Source organism: Pseudoxanthomonas sp. 97-1-1, from assembly GCF_057773125.1.
On record NZ_JBYMTJ010000002.1, the window covers coordinates 76,573 to 97,773 of the forward strand.

Here is a 21,201-nt window from a genome sequence, read left to right on the forward strand (position 1 = left end):
TGGCGGCAGTGCAATCCTGGCCGGGGAAGGTGCGCGCACGGCGCGTCATTCCCGGTTTCGGCCTCAGCCTGGGCTATACGCTGGCCTGGTTGGGGCTGATCGTCCTGATTCCGCTGGTGGGTGTGTTCGCCAAGGCCAGCGGGCTGGGTCCGGCGGGCATCTGGGCGATCTGGACGGAGCCGCGCGTGCTGGCGGCGTTGCGCATCAGCTTCGGCACCGCGCTCGCGGCGGCGGCGTTCAATGCGGTCATGGGCACATTGGTGGCCTGGGTATTCGTGCGCTACCGATTTCCCGGCAAGCGCGTGTTCGACGCGATGATCGACCTGCCATTCGCGCTGCCCACCGCCGTGGCCGGCATTGCGCTGACGGCGCTGTACGGCCCGACCGGCTGGATCGGCCAATGGCTGGAAGCCGCCGGCATCAAGGTCGCGTACACGCCACTCGGCATCACCGTGGCGCTGGTGTTCATCGGCCTGCCTTTCGTGGTGCGCGTGGTGCAGCCGGTGCTTGCGGAAATCGAGACGGAACTGGAAGAGGCCGCGGCCACCCTGGGTGCCAATCGCTGGCAGGCGGTGCGTCACGTGGTGCTGCCCACGCTGTGGCCGGCCGTGCTGGCCGGCTTCGCGCTGGCGTTCGCGCGTGGCGTGGGCGAATACGGCTCGGTGATCTTCATCGCCGGCAACCTGCCCGGGGTGTCCGAGATCGCGCCGCTGCTGATCACGATCAAGCTGGAGGAGTTCGACTACGAGGGCGCCACGGCGATCGCGGCGGCCATGCTGCTGCTGTCGTTTGCGCTGCTGCTGCTGATCAACACGCTACAGGCGCGGCTGCAGCGCACCGGCAAGCGGGCAGGGGGCTAACATGGGCGACGCCATCTCCGCCGTCATCGCCATCCCCCCGGAGTCGTCCTTCGTGGAAGCGCCTGCACGCCCTGTCCGCCGCCATGCGGCCACCACCGAACCCCTCTGGGTGCAGGTGCTGCTGGTGCTGGGCGCGCTTGGCTTCCTGCTGTCGTTCCTGTTGCTGCCGCTGGCGCTGGTATTCGTGGAAGCGCTGCGCGGCGGTTGGGCGGCGTTCGCATCCGCGGTGACCGAGGCCGATGCGCTGGCGGCCGTGCAGTTGACGCTGCTGGTGACGGCGATCGTGGTGCCCCTCAACCTCGCCTTCGGCGTAGCTGCAGCATGGGTGGTCAGCAAGCATGAGTTCCGTGGGAAACGCTGGCTGGTCACGCTGATCGACCTGCCATTCGCGGTGTCGCCGGTGGTGGCCGGCCTGATCTACGTGCTGATCTTCGGCGCGCAGGGCTGGGCGTACTCGCTGATCGACGAAGGCTGGCGTTTCTCCCTGCCGCTGCTCGGCGACCTGCACCTGCAGTTGCCGAAGATCATCTTCGCGCTGCCGGGCATCGTGCTGGCGACGATCTTCGTGACGTTCCCGTTCATCGCGCGCGAGCTGATGCCACTGATGGAACAGCAGGGCACGGACGAGGAACTGGCGGCACTCAGCCTTGGCGCGAATGGCTGGCAGACCTTCTGGCGGGTGACGCTGCCGAACATCCGCTGGGCGCTGCTGTACGGCGTGTTGCTGTGCAGTGCGCGCGCACTGGGCGAGTTCGGCGCGGTGTCGGTCGTGTCTGGCCACATCCGCGGGCGCACCAACACGCTGCCGCTGCATGTGGAGATCCTCTACAACGAGTATGCATACAGCGCGGCATTCGCGGCGGCCTCGCTGCTGGCGCTGACCGCGCTGGTGACGCTGGCGTTGAAGACCTGGCTTGAATGGCGGCACGGCGAAGCGCTGGCTGCCAACCACCGTCACTGAGAAGACATCATGGGTATCAGGATCGAACACCTCGGCAAGCGGTTCGGCAACTTCGTCGCCCTGGACGAGGTATCACTGGACATCCGCCAGGGCGAGCTGCTGGCGCTGCTCGGGCCGTCCGGCTCCGGCAAGACCACGTTGCTGCGCATCATCGCCGGGCTGGAGCACGCCGATGCGGGCAAGGTCTGGTTCGATGGCGAGGACGCTTCGCGGTTGAGCGTGCAGGCGCGGCGCGCGGGCTTCGTTTTCCAGCACTACGCGCTGTTCCGCCACCTGACGGTGGAGGAGAACATCGCCTTCGGCCTGCGCGTACGGCGCGGTCGCGAGCGCGTGTCCGATGCCGCCATCCGGGCGCGCGTCGCGGAACTGCTTTCGCTCGTGCAACTGGAGGGATTCGGCACGCGGTATCCGGCGCAGCTGTCCGGCGGCCAGCGGCAGCGCGTGGCATTGGCGCGTGCGCTGGCGATCGAGCCGCGCGTGCTGCTGCTGGACGAGCCGTTCGGCGCGCTCGACGCACAGGTCCGGCGTGACCTGCGCCGCTGGCTGCGGGAACTGCACGACCGCACCGGTCTGACCACCGTGTTCGTGACGCACGACCAGGAAGAAGCACTCGAGCTGGCCGACCGCGTGGCGATCCTCAACCGCGGGCGCATCGAACAACTCGGCAGCCCGGCCGATACCTACGATGCGCCGGCCTCGCCCTTCGTCTACTCCTTCGTCGGTGCGGTGAACCGCCTGCCAGCTCACTGGGAAGCAGGCGCGCTGCAGGCCGCAGGGTTGCCGCTGCGGTCACGTGAGCAGGCGGGGCAGGGGCAGGCCGAGGTCTTCGTGCGCCCGGAGGATCTGCAGGTGGTGGAAGAGGGCCCCGGCTGGCCGGCGACGATCATCGTTGCGCAGCGGAACGGTCCGCGGCTGCGCCTGCGGGCGCGGCTCCAGGACGATGCCATCGAGGTCGACGTGGACTTGCCCGCCGACCACGAGAGCCCTGCAACGGCGCCCGGACAGCCGGTGCGCTTGGCACCAAAACGGTTCGGATGGTTTCCCCTAAACGGTGCGTAGGCACCAACGTGATGCGACGTAAGCTGCTGAATTGATTGAAAAAGAAACCAATTATCCGGCATGCGGACAGGCACTTGACGACGGCGATTGTTGCGGCGCACTATCGAGGCGCAGTTAAAAAACCGTGAAGCTGCGATTACGGTCTCACGACCGGCAATCCTCGCCACGCCAGCCGCCACCGTCCGCCCATCGACCAGGAGAATCCGGATGAAGCCCGTCAAGCTCTGCACCGCCCTTGCCACTGCCCTGTTGCTGGCGCTTCCGCTGTCCGCCTTCGCCCAGGATGCCGAGGAAGAAGCATCCTCTCCGTTCAGCGCGACATTCGCGGTGACCACGGACTACGTGTTCCGCGGCGTTTCCCAGACCGACAACGAGCCTGCGTTCCAGGCGGGTGCGACGTATTCCGCGCCGTTCGGCCTGTATGCCGGTGCATGGGCATCGAATGTGGATTTCGGCGAGGGTGGCCCCGACTTCGAAGTCGACTACTTCGTCGGCTGGAACAAGGACCTCAGCGACAGCTGGAACCTCGACCTGGGCGTGAACCGTTACACCTATGAAGGTGCTTCCGACGGGTACGGCGACATCGACTACAACGAGTACATCGCGAAGGTGACCTGGAGCGGCCCTGTCACCGTGGGCGGCATCCTGGCGTACGCCGATGACTACAGCAACACCGGCGCGGAAGAGATCTATGCAGGCGTGTCGGCCAGCTACGACATCGGCGATTCGGGCTTCTCGCTGGGTGCCACCACGGGTTACACCTCCATCGACGCGGGCAGCGATGGTCGCGCCGATTTCTACGATGGCTCCGTCACGCTCTCCAAGGGCTTCGGTCCCGCGACCGCGACACTGGGTTACTACGACACCTTCGGTTCGGACGCGTCCGAGCTGCGTCGCGGCTCGGATATCTACAAGCCCGGCGTGGTGTTCACGATCGCCGTTGCGGTTCCCTGATAGGGCACGCAACAGAAAAAGGCGCCGCAAGGCGCCTTTTTCTTTGCGCGGAAGGGAGCGTGCGCGTCAATTCCAGCTCAACACCACCTTGCCTGCCTTGCCCTGTTCCATCAGGTCGAAGCCCTTCTGGAAATCGTCGATCGGCAGCTGGTGCGTCAGCACCTTGCCCAGCGGGAAGCCGCTCAGCACGAGCTGCGTCATCTTGTACCAGGTCTCGTACATCCTGCGGCCGTAGATACCCTGCACGGTCAGGCCCTTGAAGATGATGCGGTCCCAGTCCACGCCGGCGCCCTTGGGCAGGATGCCGAGCAGCGCGATCTTGCCGCCGTGGTACATGCAGTCGAGCATGTCGTTGAAGGCGCGCGGATTGCCGCTCATCTCCAGGCCCACGTCGAAGCCTTCCATGTGCAGGTCGGCCATCACGTCCTTGAGCGACTGGTTGGCCACGTTGACCACGCGGGTCGCGCCCATGTCGGCGGCCAGCTTCAGGCGGAAGTCGTTCACGTCGGTGACCACCACGTTGCGGGCGCCGATGTGCTTGCAGATGCCGGCGGCGATGATGCCGATGGGGCCCGCGCCGGTAATCAGCACGTCTTCGCCGACCACGTCGAACTCCAGCGCGCAGTGCGCCGCGTTGCCGTAGGGGTCGAAGAATGCCGCCAGTTCCGACGGAATCTGGTCCGGGATCGGCCACAGGTTGCTGGCCGGCATCACCATGTACTCGGCGAAGGCGCCGTTGCGGTTCACGCCTATGCCCACGGTGTTCGGGCACAGGTGCTGGCGGCCGCCGCGGCAGTTGCGGCAGTGGCCACAGACGATGTGCCCTTCGGCCGACACGCGCTGTCCGACTTCGTACCCGGTGACGGCGGACCCCAGTTGCGCGATGCGGCCGACGAATTCATGGCCGATGGTCAGGCCGGGCTTGATCGTGCGCTGGCTCCACTCGTCCCACAGGTAGATGTGCAGGTCGGTGCCGCAGATGGCGGTCTTCTCCAGCTTGATCAGCACCTCGTTGGGGCCGGGCTGCGGGACGGGCAGTTCCTCCATCCAGATACCTTTGCCGGCCTCGCGCTTCACCAGCGCCTTCATCGTCTGTGCCATCGGGCGTCGATCCAGGGGTTGAGGGCGCGGATTATACGCGCCGCCTCCGTGGCGCCCTGTTGCAGGGCGCCTTGACACGCCGGAGCGTCCCCATGCCCGTCTTCCTAGGACGAAAGTCATGGGTCGGCCGCGGTGACAGGTTCATTACAATCGGAACTTTCCTGTCCGTACCGGGGTTTCCATGCGTCCGAACCTGCTCGCCGCCGCCATTGCGGTTCCGTTGTCCCTGCTCGCCGCCCAGTTCGCCCATGCGGGCGAGGGCATGTGGGTACCCCAGCAGCTGCCCGAAATCGCCGGACCGCTGAAGAAGGCCGGCCTGGAACTGTCGCCGCAGCAGCTTTCCAACCTGACCGGCGACCCGATGGGCGCGGTGGTCGCACTGGGCGGCTGCACCGCCAGCTTCGTCTCGCCGAACGGCCTGGTGGTCACCAACCATCACTGCGCGTATGGCGCCATCCAGCTTAACTCCACGGCCGAGAACAACCTGATCAAGAACGGCTTCAACGCACCGACGGCGGGCGATGAAGTCAGCGCGGGCCCCAATGCGCGCGTGTTCGTGCTGGACGAGATCACCGATGTGACGAAGGACGCGCAGGCCGCCATCGCCTCCGCCGGCGGCGATGCGCTGGCGCGCACGAAGGCGCTGGAGGCCTTCGAGAAGAAGCTGATCGCCGACTGCGAGGCCGAGGCCGGCTTCCGCTGCCGCCTCTACAGTTTCTCCGGTGGCAACACGTATCGCCTGTTCAAGAACATGGAAATCAAGGACGTGCGCCTGGCGTACGCACCGCCGGGCAGCGTGGGCAAGTACGGTGGCGACATCGACAACTGGATGTGGCCGCGCCACACCGGCGACTTCGCCTTCTATCGCGCCTACGTGGGCAAGGACGGCAAGCCGGCCGCATTCTCCAAGGACAACGTGCCGTACCAGCCGAAGCATTGGCTGAAGTTCGCCGATCAGCCGCTGGGTGCCGGTGATTTCGTCATGGTGGCGGGCTATCCGGGTTCGACCAACCGCTATGCGCTGGCGGCCGAATTCGACAACACCGCTGCGTGGACCTATCCGACCATCGCGCGCCACTACAAGAACCAGATCGCGATGGTGCAGGACGCCGGCAAGAAGAACGCCGACATCCAGGTGAAGTACGCCAATACCATGGCGGGCTGGAACAACACCAGCAAGAACTACGACGGCCAGCTGGAAGGCTTCAAGCGCATTGACGCCGCTGGCCAGAAACAGCGCGAAGAAGCCGCCGTCCTGGCCTGGCTGAAGGGGCAGGGCGCCAAGGGCCAGACGGCGCTGGACGCGCATGCCCAGCTGCTCGCCCTGCTGGAACAGAACAAGGCCACGCGCGAGCGCGACCTGACCCTGGCGATGTTCAACAACACCGCGATGGTGGGTTCGGCCACGCAGCTGTACCGGCTGTCGATCGAGCGCGAGAAGCCCAATGCGGAACGCGAGTCCGGTTACCAGGAACGCGACCTGCCTGCCATCGAAGGTGGCCTGAAGCAGCTTGAGCGCCGCTACGTGGCCGCGATGGATCGCCAGTTGCAGGAGTACTGGTTGAACGAGTACATCAAACTGCCCGCTGCCCAGCGCGTCGACGCCGTGGACGCATGGCTGGGCGGCAACGATGCCGCAGCGGTGAAGCGGGGATTGGATCGTCTGGCGGGCACGAAGCTCGGTAGCACGGATGAGCGCCTGAAGTGGTTCGCCGCAGACCGCAAGACATTCGAGGCCAGCAGCGATCCGGCGATCCAGTACGCGGTGGCGGTGATGCCCACGCTGCTGAAGCTGGAGCAGGAGCGCAAGACGCGCGCCGGCGAGAATCTGGCCGCGCGCCCCGTCTATCTGCAGGCGCTGGCGGACTACAAGAAGAGCCAGGGTCAGTACGTCTACCCGGATGCCAATCTGTCGCTGCGCATCACCTTCGGCAACGTGATGGGTTACGCGCCGAAGGACGGCGTGGAGTACACCCCGTTCACTACGCTGGAAGGTGTGGTGGCCAAGGAAACCGGGCAGGATCCGTTCGACTCGCCGAAGGCGTTGCTCGATGCGGTCGCGGCCAAGCGCTACGGCGGCCTGGAGGACAAGCGCATCGGCTCCGTGCCGGTGAACTACCTGTCCGACCTGGACATCACCGGCGGCAACTCCGGCTCGCCGGTGCTGGACGCACACGGCAAACTGGTCGGCCTGGCCTTCGACGGCAACTGGGAGTCGGTCAGCTCCAACTGGGTGTTCGACCCCAAGATGACCCGCATGATCGCCGTGGATGGCCGCTACCTGCGCTGGATCATGCAGGAGGTATATCCAGCGCCGCAGTTGCTGAAGGAAATGGGCGTCGGCAAGTAACACCTGCAACTTAGCGGCAGGCACGGGACGGGAGCGGGTATGATCCGCTCCCGTCTTCGTTTCCGGCTTCCGGAAGCGGGGCCGCTTCCCCCGAATGGACACACCGACGCATGCGCATCCTGCTTGCCCGTCACGGCGAAACGCCGTGGAACGCCGAAGGCCGTTACCAGGGCCAGATCGACATCCCGCTGTCGCCGGTCGGCGAAGGCCAGGCCGCCGCGCTGGGCCAGCGGCTGAAGGACGTACGCATCGACCGTGCAGTCGCCTCGCCGCTGTCGCGGGCGCAGCTCACCGCGAAACTCGCGTTGGGCGATGCACGCGCCGACCTTCTGCAGACCGATGCGGATCTGCAGGAAATCGCGCATGGCGAATGGGAAGGCCTTCTGGCCAGCGAGATCCAGGACAAGGATCCCGCCCGCCTGCTGGCGTGGCGTGAGGAGCCCGATACCATCCTCATGCCGGGTGGCGAATCGCTGCGCCAGGTGCTGGACCGTTCCTGGCGCGGGCTCGCACGCGCCGCGGAGGGACTGGGCGATGAGGACACCCTGCTGATCGTGGCGCACGATGCGGTCAACCGCGTCCTGCTGTGCCGCATCCTGGGCCTGCCGATCGCGAAGCTCTGGACGTTCCGCCAGGCGCCGACCACGCTCAACCTGCTGGAAGGCCCCTCGGTCGACCAGCTCGAAGTCGTGCGCCTCAACGACTGCGCGCACCACACGCCATTCTTCGGCGAAGCGAAGCATCGGGCGCTCTAGAGTCCGGCGGCAGCAGCGACGTTCTGCGAGCGCACATGGGCTGGAAAGCGGTCTGGTTCGGCTCGGACGCGCCTGCGCCTGGTCAGGTCACCGCGACCGTGGCGGTACTTGGCACCTGTGCGTTGGCGCTGACGGGTCTGTTCGTCGACTTCGTGCCTGCGCCCGCCTTGCACGGCCTCCATGTCGCCTTGCTGTTCCTGGTTGGTGGCGTGATCGGAACGGCGTTGTTGATCGGCCATGCCCGCCGCCATGGACGCATGGCCCTCCTGCTCGACCAGGGGTTCCTCAAGTTCCTGTTCCTTCTTTGCGGGATGCCCGTGATGCTGGGCCTCGTCGGCTGGCTGGTGCTGGCCAGGTCCTTGCCGTGGGCGTGGACGTGCGTGTTCGGGGAGGCATTCCGCGAATCCCACATCATGCAGACGCACTACGCCCCGAGCCGTCGTGCATGCGACTACCGAGTGCGAGGCGGCCCGATGGAGCGGGGCTTTCCGAGCTACTTGTGCATCCGTGAAGCGTTCTATCATCGCCATCCCGAGCAACAGGTGTCGGTGGTGCTGAGCGGCCGACGATCGCTGTTCGGCTCCAGCATCCGGCATATCGAATCCGGCAACTGACATGTCACGCGCGCTGCATACCCTCGACGACTGGCTCGAGTACATCGAGCAACAGCATCCCAAGTCCATCGACATGGGCCTGGACCGCGTGCGCGAAGTCGCAATGCGACTGGCGCTCGGCAAGCCCGCCGCCCGCGTCATCACCGTCGGCGGCACCAATGGCAAGGGCTCCACCGTGGCCTTCATCGAGGCCATCGCGCGTGCCGCAGGCTGGAAGGTCGGGGCGTATACCTCGCCACACCTGCTGCGCTACAACGAGCGCGTGCGCATCGATGGCGTGGACGTGGATGACGCCTCACTGATCGAAGCGTTCCAAGCCGTCGAAGCGGCGCGCTTTAGCCCCTCTCCCGGCGGGAGAGGGGTTGGGGTGAGGGCAGGGAGCAGCGATGATGGTCCGGACGCCAGCGAATCTGCCGTACCCTCATCCGGCGCTGCGCGCCACCTTCTCCCGGAGGGAGAAGGAAGCACAATTCCGCTGACCTATTTCGAATTCGGCACCCTGGCCGCACTGTGGCTGTTCCAGCGCAGCGGGCTGGACCTGGCGGTACTCGAGATCGGCCTGGGTGGAAGGCTGGATGCGGTGAACATCGTCGATCCGGATGTCGCCGTCATCACCACGGTCGACATCGACCACACCGACTGGCTTGGCAACGACCGCGAGGCCATCGGCGCCGAGAAGGCCGGCATCGCGCGGGCGTGGACGCCGTTGGTGCTTGGCGAGGTGGACTCGCCGTCCAGCGTGTTGCGCCATGCCTATGCCATCGGAGCGAATGCACTCCGGCTGGGCAGTGACTTCTTCCACGAGCCCATCGACAGCCAGCGCTGGCGCTGGCGCGAAGTGGGGGCAGAACTTGAACTGCCGGTGCCGGCGCTGTCCGCGCCTTCGCAGCGCGCGAACGCCGCCACGGCGATTGCCGCATTGCGCGCGCTGCCAGGAGACGTCATTCCTGACAGCGCCTTCGCGGAAGGCGTGGCCAAGGCTGCGCTCCCGGGCCGATTGCAACAGTTGGAGCGCGATGGCGTGCACGTGGTGCTTGACGTCGGCCACAACCCACAGGCGGCGCGCGAACTGGCCGCATGGCTGCAGATCCATGCCAGTGGTGGCGTGACCCGCGTGGTGTTCGCCGCGTTGGCAGACAAGGATGTGCGAAGCGTGGTCGACGCCTTCGCCGGCATGACCCTGCAATGGCACCTGGCCGGCCTGGACGTGGGGCCGCGCGCGCAGACCGCCGGGCAGCTGGCCGCGCGCCTGCAGGGCACTGATGCGGATGGCGCCGTCCTGCACGGCCATGTCGGCGCCGCGCTGCAAGGCGCGCTTGCTGCATCGGCGCCCGGCGACCGCGTGCTGGTGTTCGGTTCGTTCCACACCGTGGCCGACGCATTGCACGTGCTGCATTCAGGTCGATGAGGGGGAGCGCGGTGGGACGCGCCGTATAATCGCGCCGGCACTCCTGCCTCATCTCCCGTGGACCTGGATGGATACTGCCCTGAAACAGCGCCTGATCGGCGCCGTCGTGCTGGTGGCGCTGGCCGTCATCTTCCTGCCCATGCTGGTGAAAGGCCCCGCGCCCGATAGCGGCGTGTCGGACGTGCCGCTGGATGTTCCGCCAGCCGCCGATGGCGAATACGAAACACGTGAGCTGCCCTTGGTCGCCCCGGGCAGCCCCCCCGCGAATGGTGCGGTCGGCATGCAGGGCCAGGTGGCCGCGCCCGCTGCGGAACCGCTCCCGGCGGCCGGCGTGCCGCAGTCCGCCGCCACTGCTGCCGGCAACTTCGCCGTCAGCTTCGGCGCCTATGCCACGCAGGCCGATGCCGATGCCGTGCTGGCCCGCGTGAAGCAGGCTGCGCTGCCGGGCTTTGTCGAGCCGGCGACGATCAATGGCAAGCAGGCATTCCGCGTGCGCGTCGGTCCCTATGCCGATCGCCCGCAGGCCGAATCCGCGCGTCTGGAGGCCATCAGGATCCGGGGTGATGTGAACGCCCAGGTCGTCACGCTGGACGCTGCGGCGACCACTGCGCCCACCCCGTCCGCCACGCCTGTGGCACCGACGCCTTCATCGGTGGCCGCCGCTCCCACGCCGGCGATCACCGCGCAGGCGCTGCCGCCGGAACCCAAGCCCGCGGCACCGGCGCCGAAGCCGGCCACCACGCCGCCGCCCGCCGAACCCAAGCCGACCGTCGCCGCGAGCAAGCCCGCCGCGCCCGCACCCAAGCCAGCCGAAGCAGCAAAGCCTGCCGCGTCCGGCGTGGGCTTCGCCGTGCAGCTGGGGGCATTCTCCAGCGCGGCGGACGCCAACGCATTGCGTGATCGCGCCCGCGCTGCCGGTTTCAGTGCGTTCGTCGAACAGGTCCGCACCGACAAGGGCACGCTCAGTCGCGTGCGCGTGGGGCCGGTGGCAAGCCGTGCCGATGCGGACCGGCTGAAGGCGCAGGTAGCGGCGAAGGTCGGTGTCGATGGCATGGTGCGCCCGCATCCTTGACCGGCATCGGCATCGCCACTGAATCCGGGTGCGGGCAGGCGCGCGCATGAGTGCGCTCGACCTGACACTGCTGGGCATCATCACCGTCTCGGCGCTGTTCGGGCTGATGCGCGGGCTCGTCAGCGCCGCAGCATCGATGGTCGCCTGGGTGCTGGCCGGCTGGGTCGCCTTCCACTACGGCGCGCAGGTCGCCGTCTGGCTTTCCGACGATGGGCCGCCCACCGCCAGCGAATTGCTGGGGGGGTACGCGCTCAGCTTCGTCGGCGTCATGCTCGTGGTCGGCGTGACCGGCTGGATCGTGCGGCAACTCGTGAAGACCGTGGGCCTGTCGGGGCTCGATCGTGTGCTGGGGCTCGGCCTGGGCATATTGCGTGGTGCCTTCGTGGCCTGCGTGCTGCTGTTGCTGGTGGCCTTCACCGACCTGCCGCGCGAACCTGAATGGCAGCGGTCATCCATCGTGCCGCTGCTCCTGCCCGGCGCGGAATGGCTTGCGCAGTGGTTGCCGGAATGGACTGTGCAGGAACTGGACTTTGGCAATGGGCGTCCGGCGGGCGATAATGCGCGCCTGCAAAACTTGCCCCTGCCGCTGCAAGAGTCCGGCGCCCCGCCGGAGCGCGTCTCCCCGCCAGCGTCGCCCGAGTCGAAACCGGAGTAGGTCCACCATGTGCGGCATCGTCGCAATCGTCGGCAACCAGAATGTTGCCGGCCAGCTTTATGACGGGCTGACCGTCCTCCAGCACCGCGGGCAGGACGCCGCCGGCATCGCCACCGCCGACGGCACGCGACTGCGCGTGCACAAGGACAACGGGCTGGTGCGGGACGTGTTCAACGCCAAGGCGATGAGCGTGCTGGAAGGCCGCGTGGGCATCGCGCATTGCCGCTATCCGACCGCGGGCTCCGAGGGCATGGACGAGGCGCAGCCGTTCTACGTGAACTCGCCCTACGGCATCGCGCTGGCGCACAACGGCAACCTGATCAACACCGAGGCCCTGCGCCAGGACGTGTTCGCCCAGGACCGTCGCAACATCAACACCGATTCGGACAGCGAAGTGCTGCTGAACGTGTTCGCGCACGAGCTGGACCTGCAGCGCACGCTCAGTCCGGAAGCCGCCATCCGCGCGGTCGCCGGCGTCCATCGCCGCGTCAAGGGCGGATATGCGGTGGTCAGCGTGGTGCTGGGCCTGGGCCTGGTGGCGTTCCGCGACCCGCACGGCATCCGTCCGCTGGTGCTGGGCAAGCGCGAGCACAGCGAAGGCACCGAGTACATCATCGCGTCCGAATCCGCCGCGCTCGACATTCTGGGTTTCACCCGCATGCGCGACGTGCAGCCCGGCGAAGCCATCGTGATCACCGCGCGCGGCGAGCTGTTCAGCGAAATCGTCGCCGAACCGCAACACCATGCGCCGTGCATCTTCGAGTACGTGTACTTCGCGCGTCCCGATTCGATGATCGACAACGTGTCGGTGCACAAGGCGCGCATGCGCATGGGCGTGAAGCTGGGCGAGAAGATCCTGCGCCTGCGCCCGGACCACGACATCGACACGATCATCCCGATCCCGGACACCTCGCGCGACGCCGCGCTGGAGATATCCAACGTGCTGGGCGTGAAGTACCGCGAGGGGTTCATCAAGAACCGCTATGTCGGCCGCACCTTCATCATGCCGGGGCAGGGCGAGCGGGTGAAGTCCGTGCGCCGCAAGCTCAATCCGATCAACCTGGAATTCCGCAACCGCGTGGTGCTGCTGGTGGACGACTCCATCGTGCGCGGCACCACGTCCAAGCAGATCGTGCAGATGGCGCGCGATGCGGGCGCGCGCAAGGTCTACCTGGCCAGTGCCGCACCGCCGGTGCGCCACCCCAACATCTACGGCATCGACATGCCGGCTGCCGATGAGCTGGTGGCACACGACCGCAGCATCGAAGAGATCGAGACGCTGCTCGGCTGTGACTGGCTGATCTACCAGGACCTGGAAGATCTCGAGGCGGCTGTGCGCGAAGGCAATCCGCAGCTGGCCGATTTCGACTCCTCCTGCTTCGATGGCAAGTATGTCACCGGCATCGAGCCGGGATATTTCGAGCGCATCGAGCAGATGCGCTCGGACGAGGCCAAGCGCAAGCGCCGCGTCGGCTGATTCCGGCGCGCACTCCATGGCCACGCTGTTCGAGGCCGCGCGTGCCTGCCTGGACGCAACGGACGTGGACGACAAGGTCGCGCTGACGCAGCGATTCGCTGACGCCTTCAAGCGCGGTGAGCTGGCCATTCCGGCGGACGCGCCGGCACCCGAACCGATCCGCATGCCGGGGCGACCGGCGAAGCCGGCCCTCGTGCATCCGCGCGAGCTGCCGCGCCGCGGGCTCGGCAGCGAGCCGGGCAGGGCGGCCTTCATCCACGCCATCGCGCATATCGAACTGAATGCCATCGACCTGGCCTGGGATGCGGTGTATCGCTTCCGTGGGATGCCGGCGGCGTTCCAGGCCGACTGGGTCAGCGTGGCCAACGATGAGTCGCGCCACTTCGTCCTGCTGCGCGACCGCTTGCGCGAACTGGGTTACGACTACGGGGATTTCGATGCGCACAACGGTCTTTGGGAGATGACAGAGAAGACCGCGCACGATGGTCTTGCGCGGATGGCGCTGGTACCGCGCGTGCTGGAGGCGCGCGGCCTGGACGTCACGCCAGGCATGATCGTCAAGCTGCGCGATCTGGGAGACGAAGCCACCGTCGGGATTCTCGACCTGATCCTGCGCGAGGAAATCGCGCATGTCGCCGCCGGTTCGCGCTGGTACCGTTGGTACTGCGAGCAGCGTGGCATCGAACCGCGCGCACGCTTCCGCGAACTGCTGAGGGAATACGCCGGCGGCTACCTGCATGGCCCGTTCAATATCGAGGCGCGGCTGTTGGCTGGGTTCGACGAAGACGAACTCGCGGCGCTGGAAGCCCCGTAGGGGGCTTGGGCGACCTGTGGACGGAATGCACATGAGGGTGTGGGAGCGACACAAGTCGCGATGAGCTACCGCGGAAGCATCATCGCGGCTTGTGTCGCTCCCACATCAGAGACCTACAGACGCTCCAGCGTCATTCCATGCGGTTCCACCCGCAGCACCGAGCCCTGCTCGTACCAGTCGCCCAGCACCACGCGGCGGCACGCCCGTTCGCCAACAATCAGTTCGTGGATGGCAGGGCGGTGCGTGTGACCATGGATCAGAGTGTCGATGCCGAACTGGACCAGTGTCGCGTCCACGGCCGCCGGCGTCACGTCGGTCAATGCTTCGAACTGCGCCTTGTCGCTCTGCTTCATGCCGCCCTGGTGAGCGGCACTGGCGGCACGCGCCTGCGCGGCGAAGGCGAGCCTGGCCGCCAGTGGCTGCGACAGGAACTGCGCCTGCCAGGCGGGATTGCGCGTCTGCGCGCGGAACGCCTGGTAGGTCGTGTCACCCGTGCACAGCAGGTCGCCATGCATGAGGATCGCCGGCTTTCCGTACAGCATGACAACGGCCGGATCGGGCAGGATGCGCATGCCGGCGCGGCGGGCGAAGGCATTGCCGAGCAGGAAATCGCGATTGCCACGAATGAAGAACACCGGCACGCCGGCATCGGCGACCTCCCGAATGCGGGCCTCGACGTAGGCACCCGTTTCCGATGGATCGTCGTCGCCCACCCAGGCCTCGAACAGGTCGCCCAGGATGTACAGGGCGTCGGCCGCAACGGCTTCCCGCTGCATGAACGCGCCGAACAACTCGGTGACGGCAGGGCGTTCAGCGTCCAGGTGCAGGTCGGAGATGAAGAGTGTGGTCATGCGGCGATTCTAAGCCCTCCCCACCGGGCTTCCTCTATCGGCAAGGCCTTCCGGGCGCCTCACCGAGCGGGCTCACTGCGGCGCGTTCGGGCCGGCGAGCGCGGCAGAACCGTCGCGGCGCGGTAAAATCGCGGGACTCCGTACTTGAGCTCCTCCATGGCCTGCCGTACCCGCTTCGCTCCCAGTCCCACCGGCTACCTGCACATCGGCGGCGCCCGCACGGCGCTGTACTGCTGGCTGGAAGCGCGCCATCGCAGCGGCGACTTCATTCTGCGCATCGAGGACACCGACCGCGAGCGCAGCACGCAGGCCGCGATCGACGCGATCCTGGACGCCATGGACTGGCTGGGCCTGGACTACGACGAAGGCCCGGTCTACCAGACCCAGCGCATCGGCCGGTATCGCGAGGTCGCTGAACAACTCGTCGCGGCCGGCAAGGCCTACTACGCCTACGAGACACGCGAGGAGCTCGACGCCATGCGCGAAGCCGCGATGGCGAAACAGGAGAAGCCGCGCTACAACGGCGCCGCGCGCGAGCAGAACCTGCCGCACCGCGACGACCCGAACCGCGTGATCCGCTTCAAGAACCCCCTCGACGGCGTGGTCGCCTTCGACGATCTGATCAAGGGCCGCATCGAGATCGCCAACAGCGAGCTGGACGACATGGTGATCTTCCGTCCGGACGGCTATCCCACCTACAACTTCGCCGTGGTGGTCGATGACTGGGACATGGGCATCACCGAGGTGATCCGCGGCGACGACCACATCAACAACACGCCCCGGCAGATCAACATCTACGAAGCGCTGGGTGCACCGGTGCCGAAGTTCGCGCACATGCCGATGATCCTGGACGAGCAGGGCGCCAAGCTGTCCAAGCGCACCGGTGCGGCCGACGTGATGCAGTACAAGGACGCCGGCTACCTGCCGCACGCGCTGATCAACTACCTGGCGCGGCTGGGCTGGTCGTACGGCGACCAGGAGCTCTTCTCGCGCCAGGAGCTGATCGACCTGTTCGACGTGAAGGACGTGAATTCCAAGGCCGCGCGCCTGGACATGGCCAAGCTGGGCTGGGTGAACCAGCACTACCTGAAGACCGATGCGCCTGCGGACATCGCGCCGCACCTCGTTTACCAGTTGGAGAAGCTGGGCATCGACCTGGCCGCGGGTCCGGCGCCGGCCGACGTGGTGGTCGCGCTGCGCGACCGCGTGCAGACGTTGAAGGACATGGCCGAGAAGGCGGTGGTCTGGTACCGGCCGCTGACGGTGTACGACGATGCTGCAGTAGCCAAGCATCTGGGCGCCCCCGCGCATGCTCCGCTGGCCAAGGCCCGCGAAAGCCTGGCGGCGCTGGCGGAGTGGAGCGCGGAAAGTGTGTCCGTCGCCCTGCACGAGGCCGCAGCGGCGCTCGACATCGGCATGGGCAAAGTGGCGCAGCCTTTGCGCGTGGCCATCACCGGGACGCAGGTCAGCCCGGACATTTCCCAGACGGTCTACCTTGCCGGTCGCGATGAAGCCTTGAAACGCATCGACGCAGCACTTATCAAGACAAGTACGGCCGCCTGATCACGGATCGCCCATGCCACACGCCTGCACCGACCCGAACCACCATGTCCATGACGCGCAGGCGTTCGTGGTCGCAGTGGAGCGCGCGTGCCAGGAGCGCGGCCTGCGGCTGACGCCGATCCGTGCGCGTGTTCTGCAGCTGATCGCCGAAGCCGGCAAGCCGGTGAAGGCCTACGAATTGCTCGAGTGGGTGCGCGCCACGAAGGGCGTGGGTGCCGACGCGCCGCCAACGGTGTATCGCGCGCTGGATTTCCTGATGGCCAATGGCTTCGTGCACAAGCTCGAATCCGTCAATGCGTTCGTCGCCTGCCATCACCCGAACAGCGCCCAGCACTCGGTGCCGTTCCTCATCTGCGACCGCTGCCACAGTGCGGTGGAACTGGAGGATCGCGACGTAGTGGCGGCGCTGGATGCGCGCGCCAAGGCACTGGGTTTCCAGCCACAGGCGCAGACGCTGGAAGTGCATGGCCTGTGCGCGCGCTGCGCTGCCGCGTAGCGGATTTGTTGTTGTAGGAGCGACGTAAGTCGCGATCGCGGATTTCGCTGGCCGGGAGCTGATCATCGCGCTAGGTCTTCCGGGCAAGAAAGAAGCTGCGCCAGCTGAAGCTTCCGGCAAGTGTTGGCGTGCGGTCGCGACTTACGTCGCTCCTGCAGTTGCTCCTGCAACGGATTTGCTCACGCCGCCGCCGGCACCGCTTTCGGTGGCGTTTCCCGGATAGGCAGGTTCGCTGCTGCCGCGATCAACGCCAACGCCATATCCGCGTACCACATCCACGTGTAGTCGCCGAAGCGCTCCAGCGCCAGCCCGCCGAGCCACGCACCGAAGAAGCCGCCGATCTGGTGCGACAGCAAGGTCAGTCCGAACAGGGTGCCCAGGTAGCGCGGACCGAACAGCTTGCCGACCAGGCCGGCCGTGGGTGGCACCGTCGCCAGCCAGGTGAAACCGAGTGCTGCCGCGAACACGTAGAACGTCAACGGCGTCGGAGGCGCCAGCAGATACAGCGCGATCATCACCGCGCGACTGGCATACATCACCGCGAGGATCCACTTCATCCGCACGCGCTGGCCCAGTGCACCGGCCACCAGGCTGCCGGCCACGTTGAACAGGCCGATCAGCGCGATCGACACCGCCGACACGCTGGGCGACAGGCCGCACAATGCGATTTCGCCAGGCAGGTGCGTCACCAGGAAGGCGATGTGCACGCCGCACGTGAAGAAGCCCAGGTGCAGCATCCAGTAGCTGCGGTCACGCAGGGCGATGGCGATCTGCTGCTTGAGCGAGATATCGCCGACCGCGGTGGCGGGTGTTGAACCCGTCGAAGACGCCACCTTCCTGCGCAACGGGAAGGCCAGCGGAATCGCCAGCAGCGACGCAATGGCAAGCGTGTACATCGCGCTGGCCCAGCCGGCGACGGCGATGACGGCCTGCACCAGCGGCGCGAAGACGAACTGTCCGAGCGAACCCCCCGCGTTGATGAAGCCCGCGGCGAACGAGCGTTTCTCGGGCGCCAGCTGTTGTGCGGTGGCGCCGATCAGGATGGAGAAGCTGCCTGCGCCTGCGCCGGCCGCCGTCAACAGGCCCAGCGTGAACATGAGCCCCCAGGGCGAGGTGAGATGCGGCGTCAGGGCCAGCCCCAGCGCCAGCAGGATGCCACCGAGCACCAGCACGCCGGTGGAACCGCGCTTGTCGGCGATGGCGCCGAAGATCGGCTGCACGGCTCCCCACGTGAACTGGCCGATCGCCAGCGCGAAGCTGATCGTGGCGATACCGATGCCGGTGTCCTGGTGGATCGGTGAAACGAACAGCCCGGTGGTCTGGCGCGCGCCCATGGTGATCATCAGCGTCGCTGCGGCGGCCAGCAACAGGCCCCAGTGCATGCGCGGAGCGGGCGTCGGGGTAGCGGGGCTCATGCGGCTTCTCCCAGGCGCTGGCGCAGCAGGTCGTCGAGGTGGTCCAGGTCGCGGTGCAATCGTTTGACGCCGGCCTCGCCGAGCATCGCGTCGATGACCGCCTGCGCATGTCGCCAGAGGGGCTTCGCGGCGGCGAGTCGGTCGCGGCCCGGCGGGGTCAGCGCGATCACGCGCTGGCGCGCGTCGTGGCCGCGGACGATTTCCACCAGGCCTGCATCCACCAGCGGCGACAGGTTGCGGGTCAGGGTGGTGCGATCCATGCCGAGTTCTCCGGCCAGGTCGCCCAGCACGCGTGGCTCGCGTTCGCTGCGGCGCAGGATGGAGTACTGGTTGAGGCTCAGGCCGGCCCCGGCGAGTTCATGGTCGTACACCTGGGTGACGCGGCGGCTTGCGCGGCGCAGGCGGAAGCAGGTGCATGAGCTGGGCGATGCGGTAGCGGAGGGGGCGGGCATGCGGGATTGATCGCGATGGGGGCTGCCGGATGAATTATGTGTATATGCACATAAGTGTTGTCAAGAAGGGCGGCTGCCATCCAGGCCAGCCGCCCCGGGGAGGGCCGTCAGTCGCCGGTCAGAAGTACGCGCGGATGCCGAAGGCCACGCCGCGGCCCGGCAGCGGCGCGTAGTCGCGCAGCAACGAGGTATGCGGGCGGGCTTCTTCGTCGGTCAGGTTGCTGCCATCCAGGAACACCTCCCAGCTTGATGTCGTGCGATCCCAGCGATATGCCAAGTGCGCATCCACCAGCGTGTAGCCGTCACTCGGCTCCTCGTTCTGTGCAAGGTCGTCCTGCTTGCTGTAGCGCACCGCGCCCAGCGATGCGCGCCAGCCACCCAGCGACCAGCCCAGGTCGGCACCGATGCGCATCGGTGCGATACGCGGCAGGTAACCGCCCTGTGCGATATCCACTTCGTAACCATGCGTATGGTCGCCATGCGGTACCTCGAAGGCCACCGTCCGCATGCCGTTGCCATCGAGCTCCGCACGCACGTAGTCGCCGTACACGCGCAGGTCCCATGCGCCGGCGGCGGTATCGGCGAGCTGGATCTTCGCTTCGGCCTCGGCGCCGGTGAAGGTGGCGTCGTCCTGTGTCCACAGGCGCACCGGATAGCCTTCTTCTTCCACGCCGGTATCGGTGAGGTAGATGAAGTCCTTGAACTTCGTCTGGTAGACCGCCAGCTTCAGATCGACGCGATCGGTGTGCCAATGCGCGCCGATTTCCGCGCGCACGCCCTTCTCGGTATCCAGCGAAGCGTCACCGATCTCGATGGACTGCGTGGCGACGTGGGTGCCGCCGGCGAACAGTTCCTCATTCGTGGGCGCACGCTCGGAACGGTCCAGCCCAAAGCGCAGGTCGAAGCCGTCGCTCAGGCGCCAGATCGCGGCGGCAGAAAGATTGACCGCATTGAAGTCGCTTGCGGCACGGTCATCCGGCTTCAGTTCGACCTTGTCGTAGCGGCCACCCAGTTCCAGCTTCCACGGGCCGAAGTCCTTTTCCTGCACCACGAAGAACCCCAGAGTGTCGGTGACGGTCGACGGCACGAAGGCTTCATCGCCCACGGCGCTGAAATCGGTGCTGCCGAACTGCAGGCCGAAGGCGCCGCGCCAGCCATTCCATTCCTTCTGCACGGCTTCAAGGCGCGCGTCGTAGCCTTCATTGGTGAAACGGGTGCCGACTTCGCCGCCTTCCAGCTCCACATGCTCGTAATCGTTCCAGGCCGCGCGCAGGTTGAGGCTCTGCAGGAAAGACACCGGGTCGTAGATGCCGGTTTTCAGGTCCAGCCGGTTCTGCACCATGTCGATCCGTACCGCGCCTTCCTCGTGCGCTTCGTGGTCGTGGTCTTCCTCGCCGTCATGGTCGTGGTCATGATCTTCTTCGCCATGCACGTGCGCGCCGGCAGGAATGCCGTAGTCGGTGCGGTAGGTGCTGGCGGCCAGGCCGAAGTAGCCACGGTCGCCGAGATAGGTCGCGCCGATGGCTCCGGCGCGCGTCTTCACCGAGCTGTTCGGCAATGTGCCGCGGGGCTGCGGTTCTTCTTCGTGTTCTTCGCCTTCCTCGTGGTCGTGCAGGATGGCCACGCCCGGGATGTCGTAGTCGTCGGTGTCGCGGACCAGGCCGTCGACATGCAGCACCCAGTTCCCGTTGACGCCGTCGAGGCGGAACATGCCGGTGCGTTCGTCGTTGACGGTGTTGCCGCGCACTTCCGCGCGTCCGCTCAGTGGCTGGTCCGGGATCGATTCGGCCAGCCGGCCATCGACCACGTTGACGGCACCACCGATGGCGCCGCTGCCGAACAGCAGGGTGGCGGGCCCCTTCAGCACTTCGATCTGGTCGGCGAGGAACGGCTCGATGCTGACCGCGTGGTCGGCGGAGACCGTGGAGGCGTCCATCGAGCCGATGCCGCCGGACAGCACCTGCACGCGCGGGCCTTCCTGGCCGCGGATGATCGGGCGACCCACGCCCGTGCCGAAATAGGTGGTCTGCACGCCCGGCAGCTTCGCCACCGTCTCGCCCAGGGTGCCGGCCTTGGCCTTGTCCAGCGCTTCTCCGTACAGGACCTCCACCGGGGTGGCGACGGATTCGGCATTGCCCTTCAACGGTGAGGCGGTCACCACTACGGCGTCCAGATCCTTGGCCTGGGGGGCTCCGGCGTCGTCCGCCAGCGCGGCGGGGGAGGCCAGCGCCAGGGCGAGGGCGGCGGCGAGCAGGTGGGGGGCGGGAGGGGCGCGACGCGGGGATGGCATGGGCGTGGATTCACTCATGGTGGGGAAGTTGAAGATGTTATAATATACCAATAG

Annotated in this window: 19 protein-coding genes; 14 read left to right on the plus strand and 5 right to left on the minus strand. The window is 66.9% G+C overall.

Translation table 11 applies throughout. From position 1 onward, the window contains the following. The first annotated feature begins 8 nt into the window (after positions 1–8). From cysT to AC3DET_RS07525, 4 genes are all read left to right on the plus strand, one after another. Positions 9–860, plus strand: a complete 852-nt coding sequence (cysT, locus tag AC3DET_RS07510; protein WP_337731261.1) for a sulfate ABC transporter permease subunit CysT — start codon at positions 9–11, stop codon at positions 858–860. Between the two features lies 1 nt (position 861). Further along, complete coding sequence (gene cysW / locus AC3DET_RS07515; RefSeq protein ID WP_337731260.1) at positions 862–1,821, plus strand: sulfate ABC transporter permease subunit CysW; 960 nt, start codon at positions 862–864, stop codon at positions 1,819–1,821. 9 nt (positions 1,822–1,830) lie between these two features. Further along, the gene (locus tag AC3DET_RS07520; protein WP_488391211.1) at positions 1,831–2,880 is read left to right on the plus strand and encodes a sulfate/molybdate ABC transporter ATP-binding protein; all 1,050 of its coding nucleotides are present in this window, start codon (positions 1,831–1,833) and stop codon (positions 2,878–2,880) included. 207 nt (positions 2,881–3,087) lie between these two features. Further along, positions 3,088–3,834, plus strand: a complete 747-nt coding sequence (locus tag AC3DET_RS07525; protein WP_192201705.1) for a TorF family putative porin — start codon at positions 3,088–3,090, stop codon at positions 3,832–3,834. A 66-nt stretch (positions 3,835–3,900) separates the two neighbouring features. Here AC3DET_RS07525 and tdh read toward each other — a convergent pair whose 3' ends face one another. Further along, positions 3,901–4,935: an L-threonine 3-dehydrogenase gene (gene tdh / locus AC3DET_RS07530; RefSeq protein WP_298125269.1), complete on the minus strand. Its 1,035-nt coding sequence runs from the start codon at positions 4,933–4,935 to the stop codon at positions 3,901–3,903. Positions 4,936–5,116: 181 nt separating this feature from the next. Between tdh and AC3DET_RS07535 the strand changes: the two genes are divergently transcribed. The 8 genes from AC3DET_RS07535 to AC3DET_RS07570 all read left to right on the plus strand — a co-directional run bounded on the left by AC3DET_RS07535 (position 5,117) and on the right by AC3DET_RS07570 (position 14,080). Beyond that, positions 5,117–7,285, plus strand: coding sequence for a S46 family peptidase (locus AC3DET_RS07535; RefSeq protein ID WP_488391212.1), 2,169 nt, complete (start codon positions 5,117–5,119; stop codon positions 7,283–7,285). A gap of 110 nt (positions 7,286–7,395) precedes the next feature. After that, entirely contained in the window at positions 7,396–8,040 is a 645-nt protein-coding gene (locus tag AC3DET_RS07540) for a histidine phosphatase family protein (RefSeq protein WP_488391213.1), read from the plus strand. Between the two features lie 35 nt (positions 8,041–8,075). Then, on the plus strand, positions 8,076–8,654 hold the full coding sequence (locus AC3DET_RS07545) for a hypothetical protein (RefSeq protein WP_488391214.1): 579 nt from the start codon (positions 8,076–8,078) through the stop codon (positions 8,652–8,654). 73 nt (positions 8,655–8,727) lie between these two features. Next, complete coding sequence (locus AC3DET_RS07550) at positions 8,728–10,062, plus strand: bifunctional folylpolyglutamate synthase/dihydrofolate synthase (RefSeq protein ID WP_488391710.1); 1,335 nt, start codon at positions 8,728–8,730, stop codon at positions 10,060–10,062. Between the two features lie 67 nt (positions 10,063–10,129). Next, positions 10,130–11,134: an SPOR domain-containing protein gene (locus AC3DET_RS07555; protein WP_488391215.1), complete on the plus strand. Its 1,005-nt coding sequence runs from the start codon at positions 10,130–10,132 to the stop codon at positions 11,132–11,134. A 46-nt stretch (positions 11,135–11,180) separates the two neighbouring features. Continuing rightward, positions 11,181–11,789 carry a CvpA family protein gene (locus AC3DET_RS07560; RefSeq protein WP_488391216.1) on the plus strand — a complete coding sequence of 203 codons (609 nt, stop codon included), beginning with the start codon at positions 11,181–11,183 and terminating at the stop codon, positions 11,787–11,789. Between the two features lie 7 nt (positions 11,790–11,796). Continuing rightward, entirely contained in the window at positions 11,797–13,266 is a 1,470-nt protein-coding gene (gene purF / locus AC3DET_RS07565; RefSeq protein ID WP_192201690.1) for an amidophosphoribosyltransferase, read from the plus strand. Positions 13,267–13,282: 16 nt separating this feature from the next. After that, a complete protein-coding gene (locus tag AC3DET_RS07570) occupies positions 13,283–14,080 on the plus strand; it encodes a ferritin-like domain-containing protein (RefSeq protein ID WP_488391217.1) in 798 nt (265 codons plus the stop codon). 113 nt (positions 14,081–14,193) lie between these two features. Here the strand turns inward: AC3DET_RS07570 and lpxH are convergent, their stop codons facing one another. Further along, on the minus strand, positions 14,194–14,931 hold the full coding sequence (gene lpxH, locus AC3DET_RS07575) for a UDP-2,3-diacylglucosamine diphosphatase (RefSeq protein ID WP_488391218.1): 738 nt from the start codon (positions 14,929–14,931) through the stop codon (positions 14,194–14,196). Positions 14,932–15,087: 156 nt separating this feature from the next. On the opposite strand from lpxH, the gene gltX reads away from it, so the two are divergent. Both gltX and AC3DET_RS07585 read left to right on the plus strand, forming a co-directional pair. Next, positions 15,088–16,494: a glutamate--tRNA ligase gene (gltX, locus tag AC3DET_RS07580; RefSeq protein ID WP_488391219.1), complete on the plus strand. Its 1,407-nt coding sequence runs from the start codon at positions 15,088–15,090 to the stop codon at positions 16,492–16,494. A gap of 13 nt (positions 16,495–16,507) precedes the next feature. After that, entirely contained in the window at positions 16,508–16,990 is a 483-nt protein-coding gene (locus AC3DET_RS07585) for a Fur family transcriptional regulator (RefSeq protein WP_192201682.1), read from the plus strand. Between the two features lie 179 nt (positions 16,991–17,169). On the opposite strand, the gene AC3DET_RS07590 is transcribed toward AC3DET_RS07585, so the two are convergent. The 3 genes from AC3DET_RS07590 to AC3DET_RS07600 form a co-directional block, all read right to left on the minus strand. Next, positions 17,170–18,405: an MFS transporter gene (locus AC3DET_RS07590; protein WP_488391220.1), complete on the minus strand. Its 1,236-nt coding sequence runs from the start codon at positions 18,403–18,405 to the stop codon at positions 17,170–17,172. Further along, positions 18,402–18,857: a MarR family winged helix-turn-helix transcriptional regulator gene (locus AC3DET_RS07595; protein ID WP_446538750.1), complete on the minus strand. Its 456-nt coding sequence runs from the start codon at positions 18,855–18,857 to the stop codon at positions 18,402–18,404. The genes AC3DET_RS07590 and AC3DET_RS07595 overlap by 4 nt, the downstream gene beginning before the upstream one ends. Before the next feature lie 118 nt (positions 18,858–18,975). Continuing rightward, positions 18,976–21,147 (minus strand): TonB-dependent receptor, encoded by a 2,172-nt coding sequence (locus tag AC3DET_RS07600; protein WP_488391221.1) that lies wholly within the window; start codon positions 21,145–21,147, stop codon positions 18,976–18,978. Between the last annotated feature and the right edge of the window lie 54 nt (positions 21,148–21,201).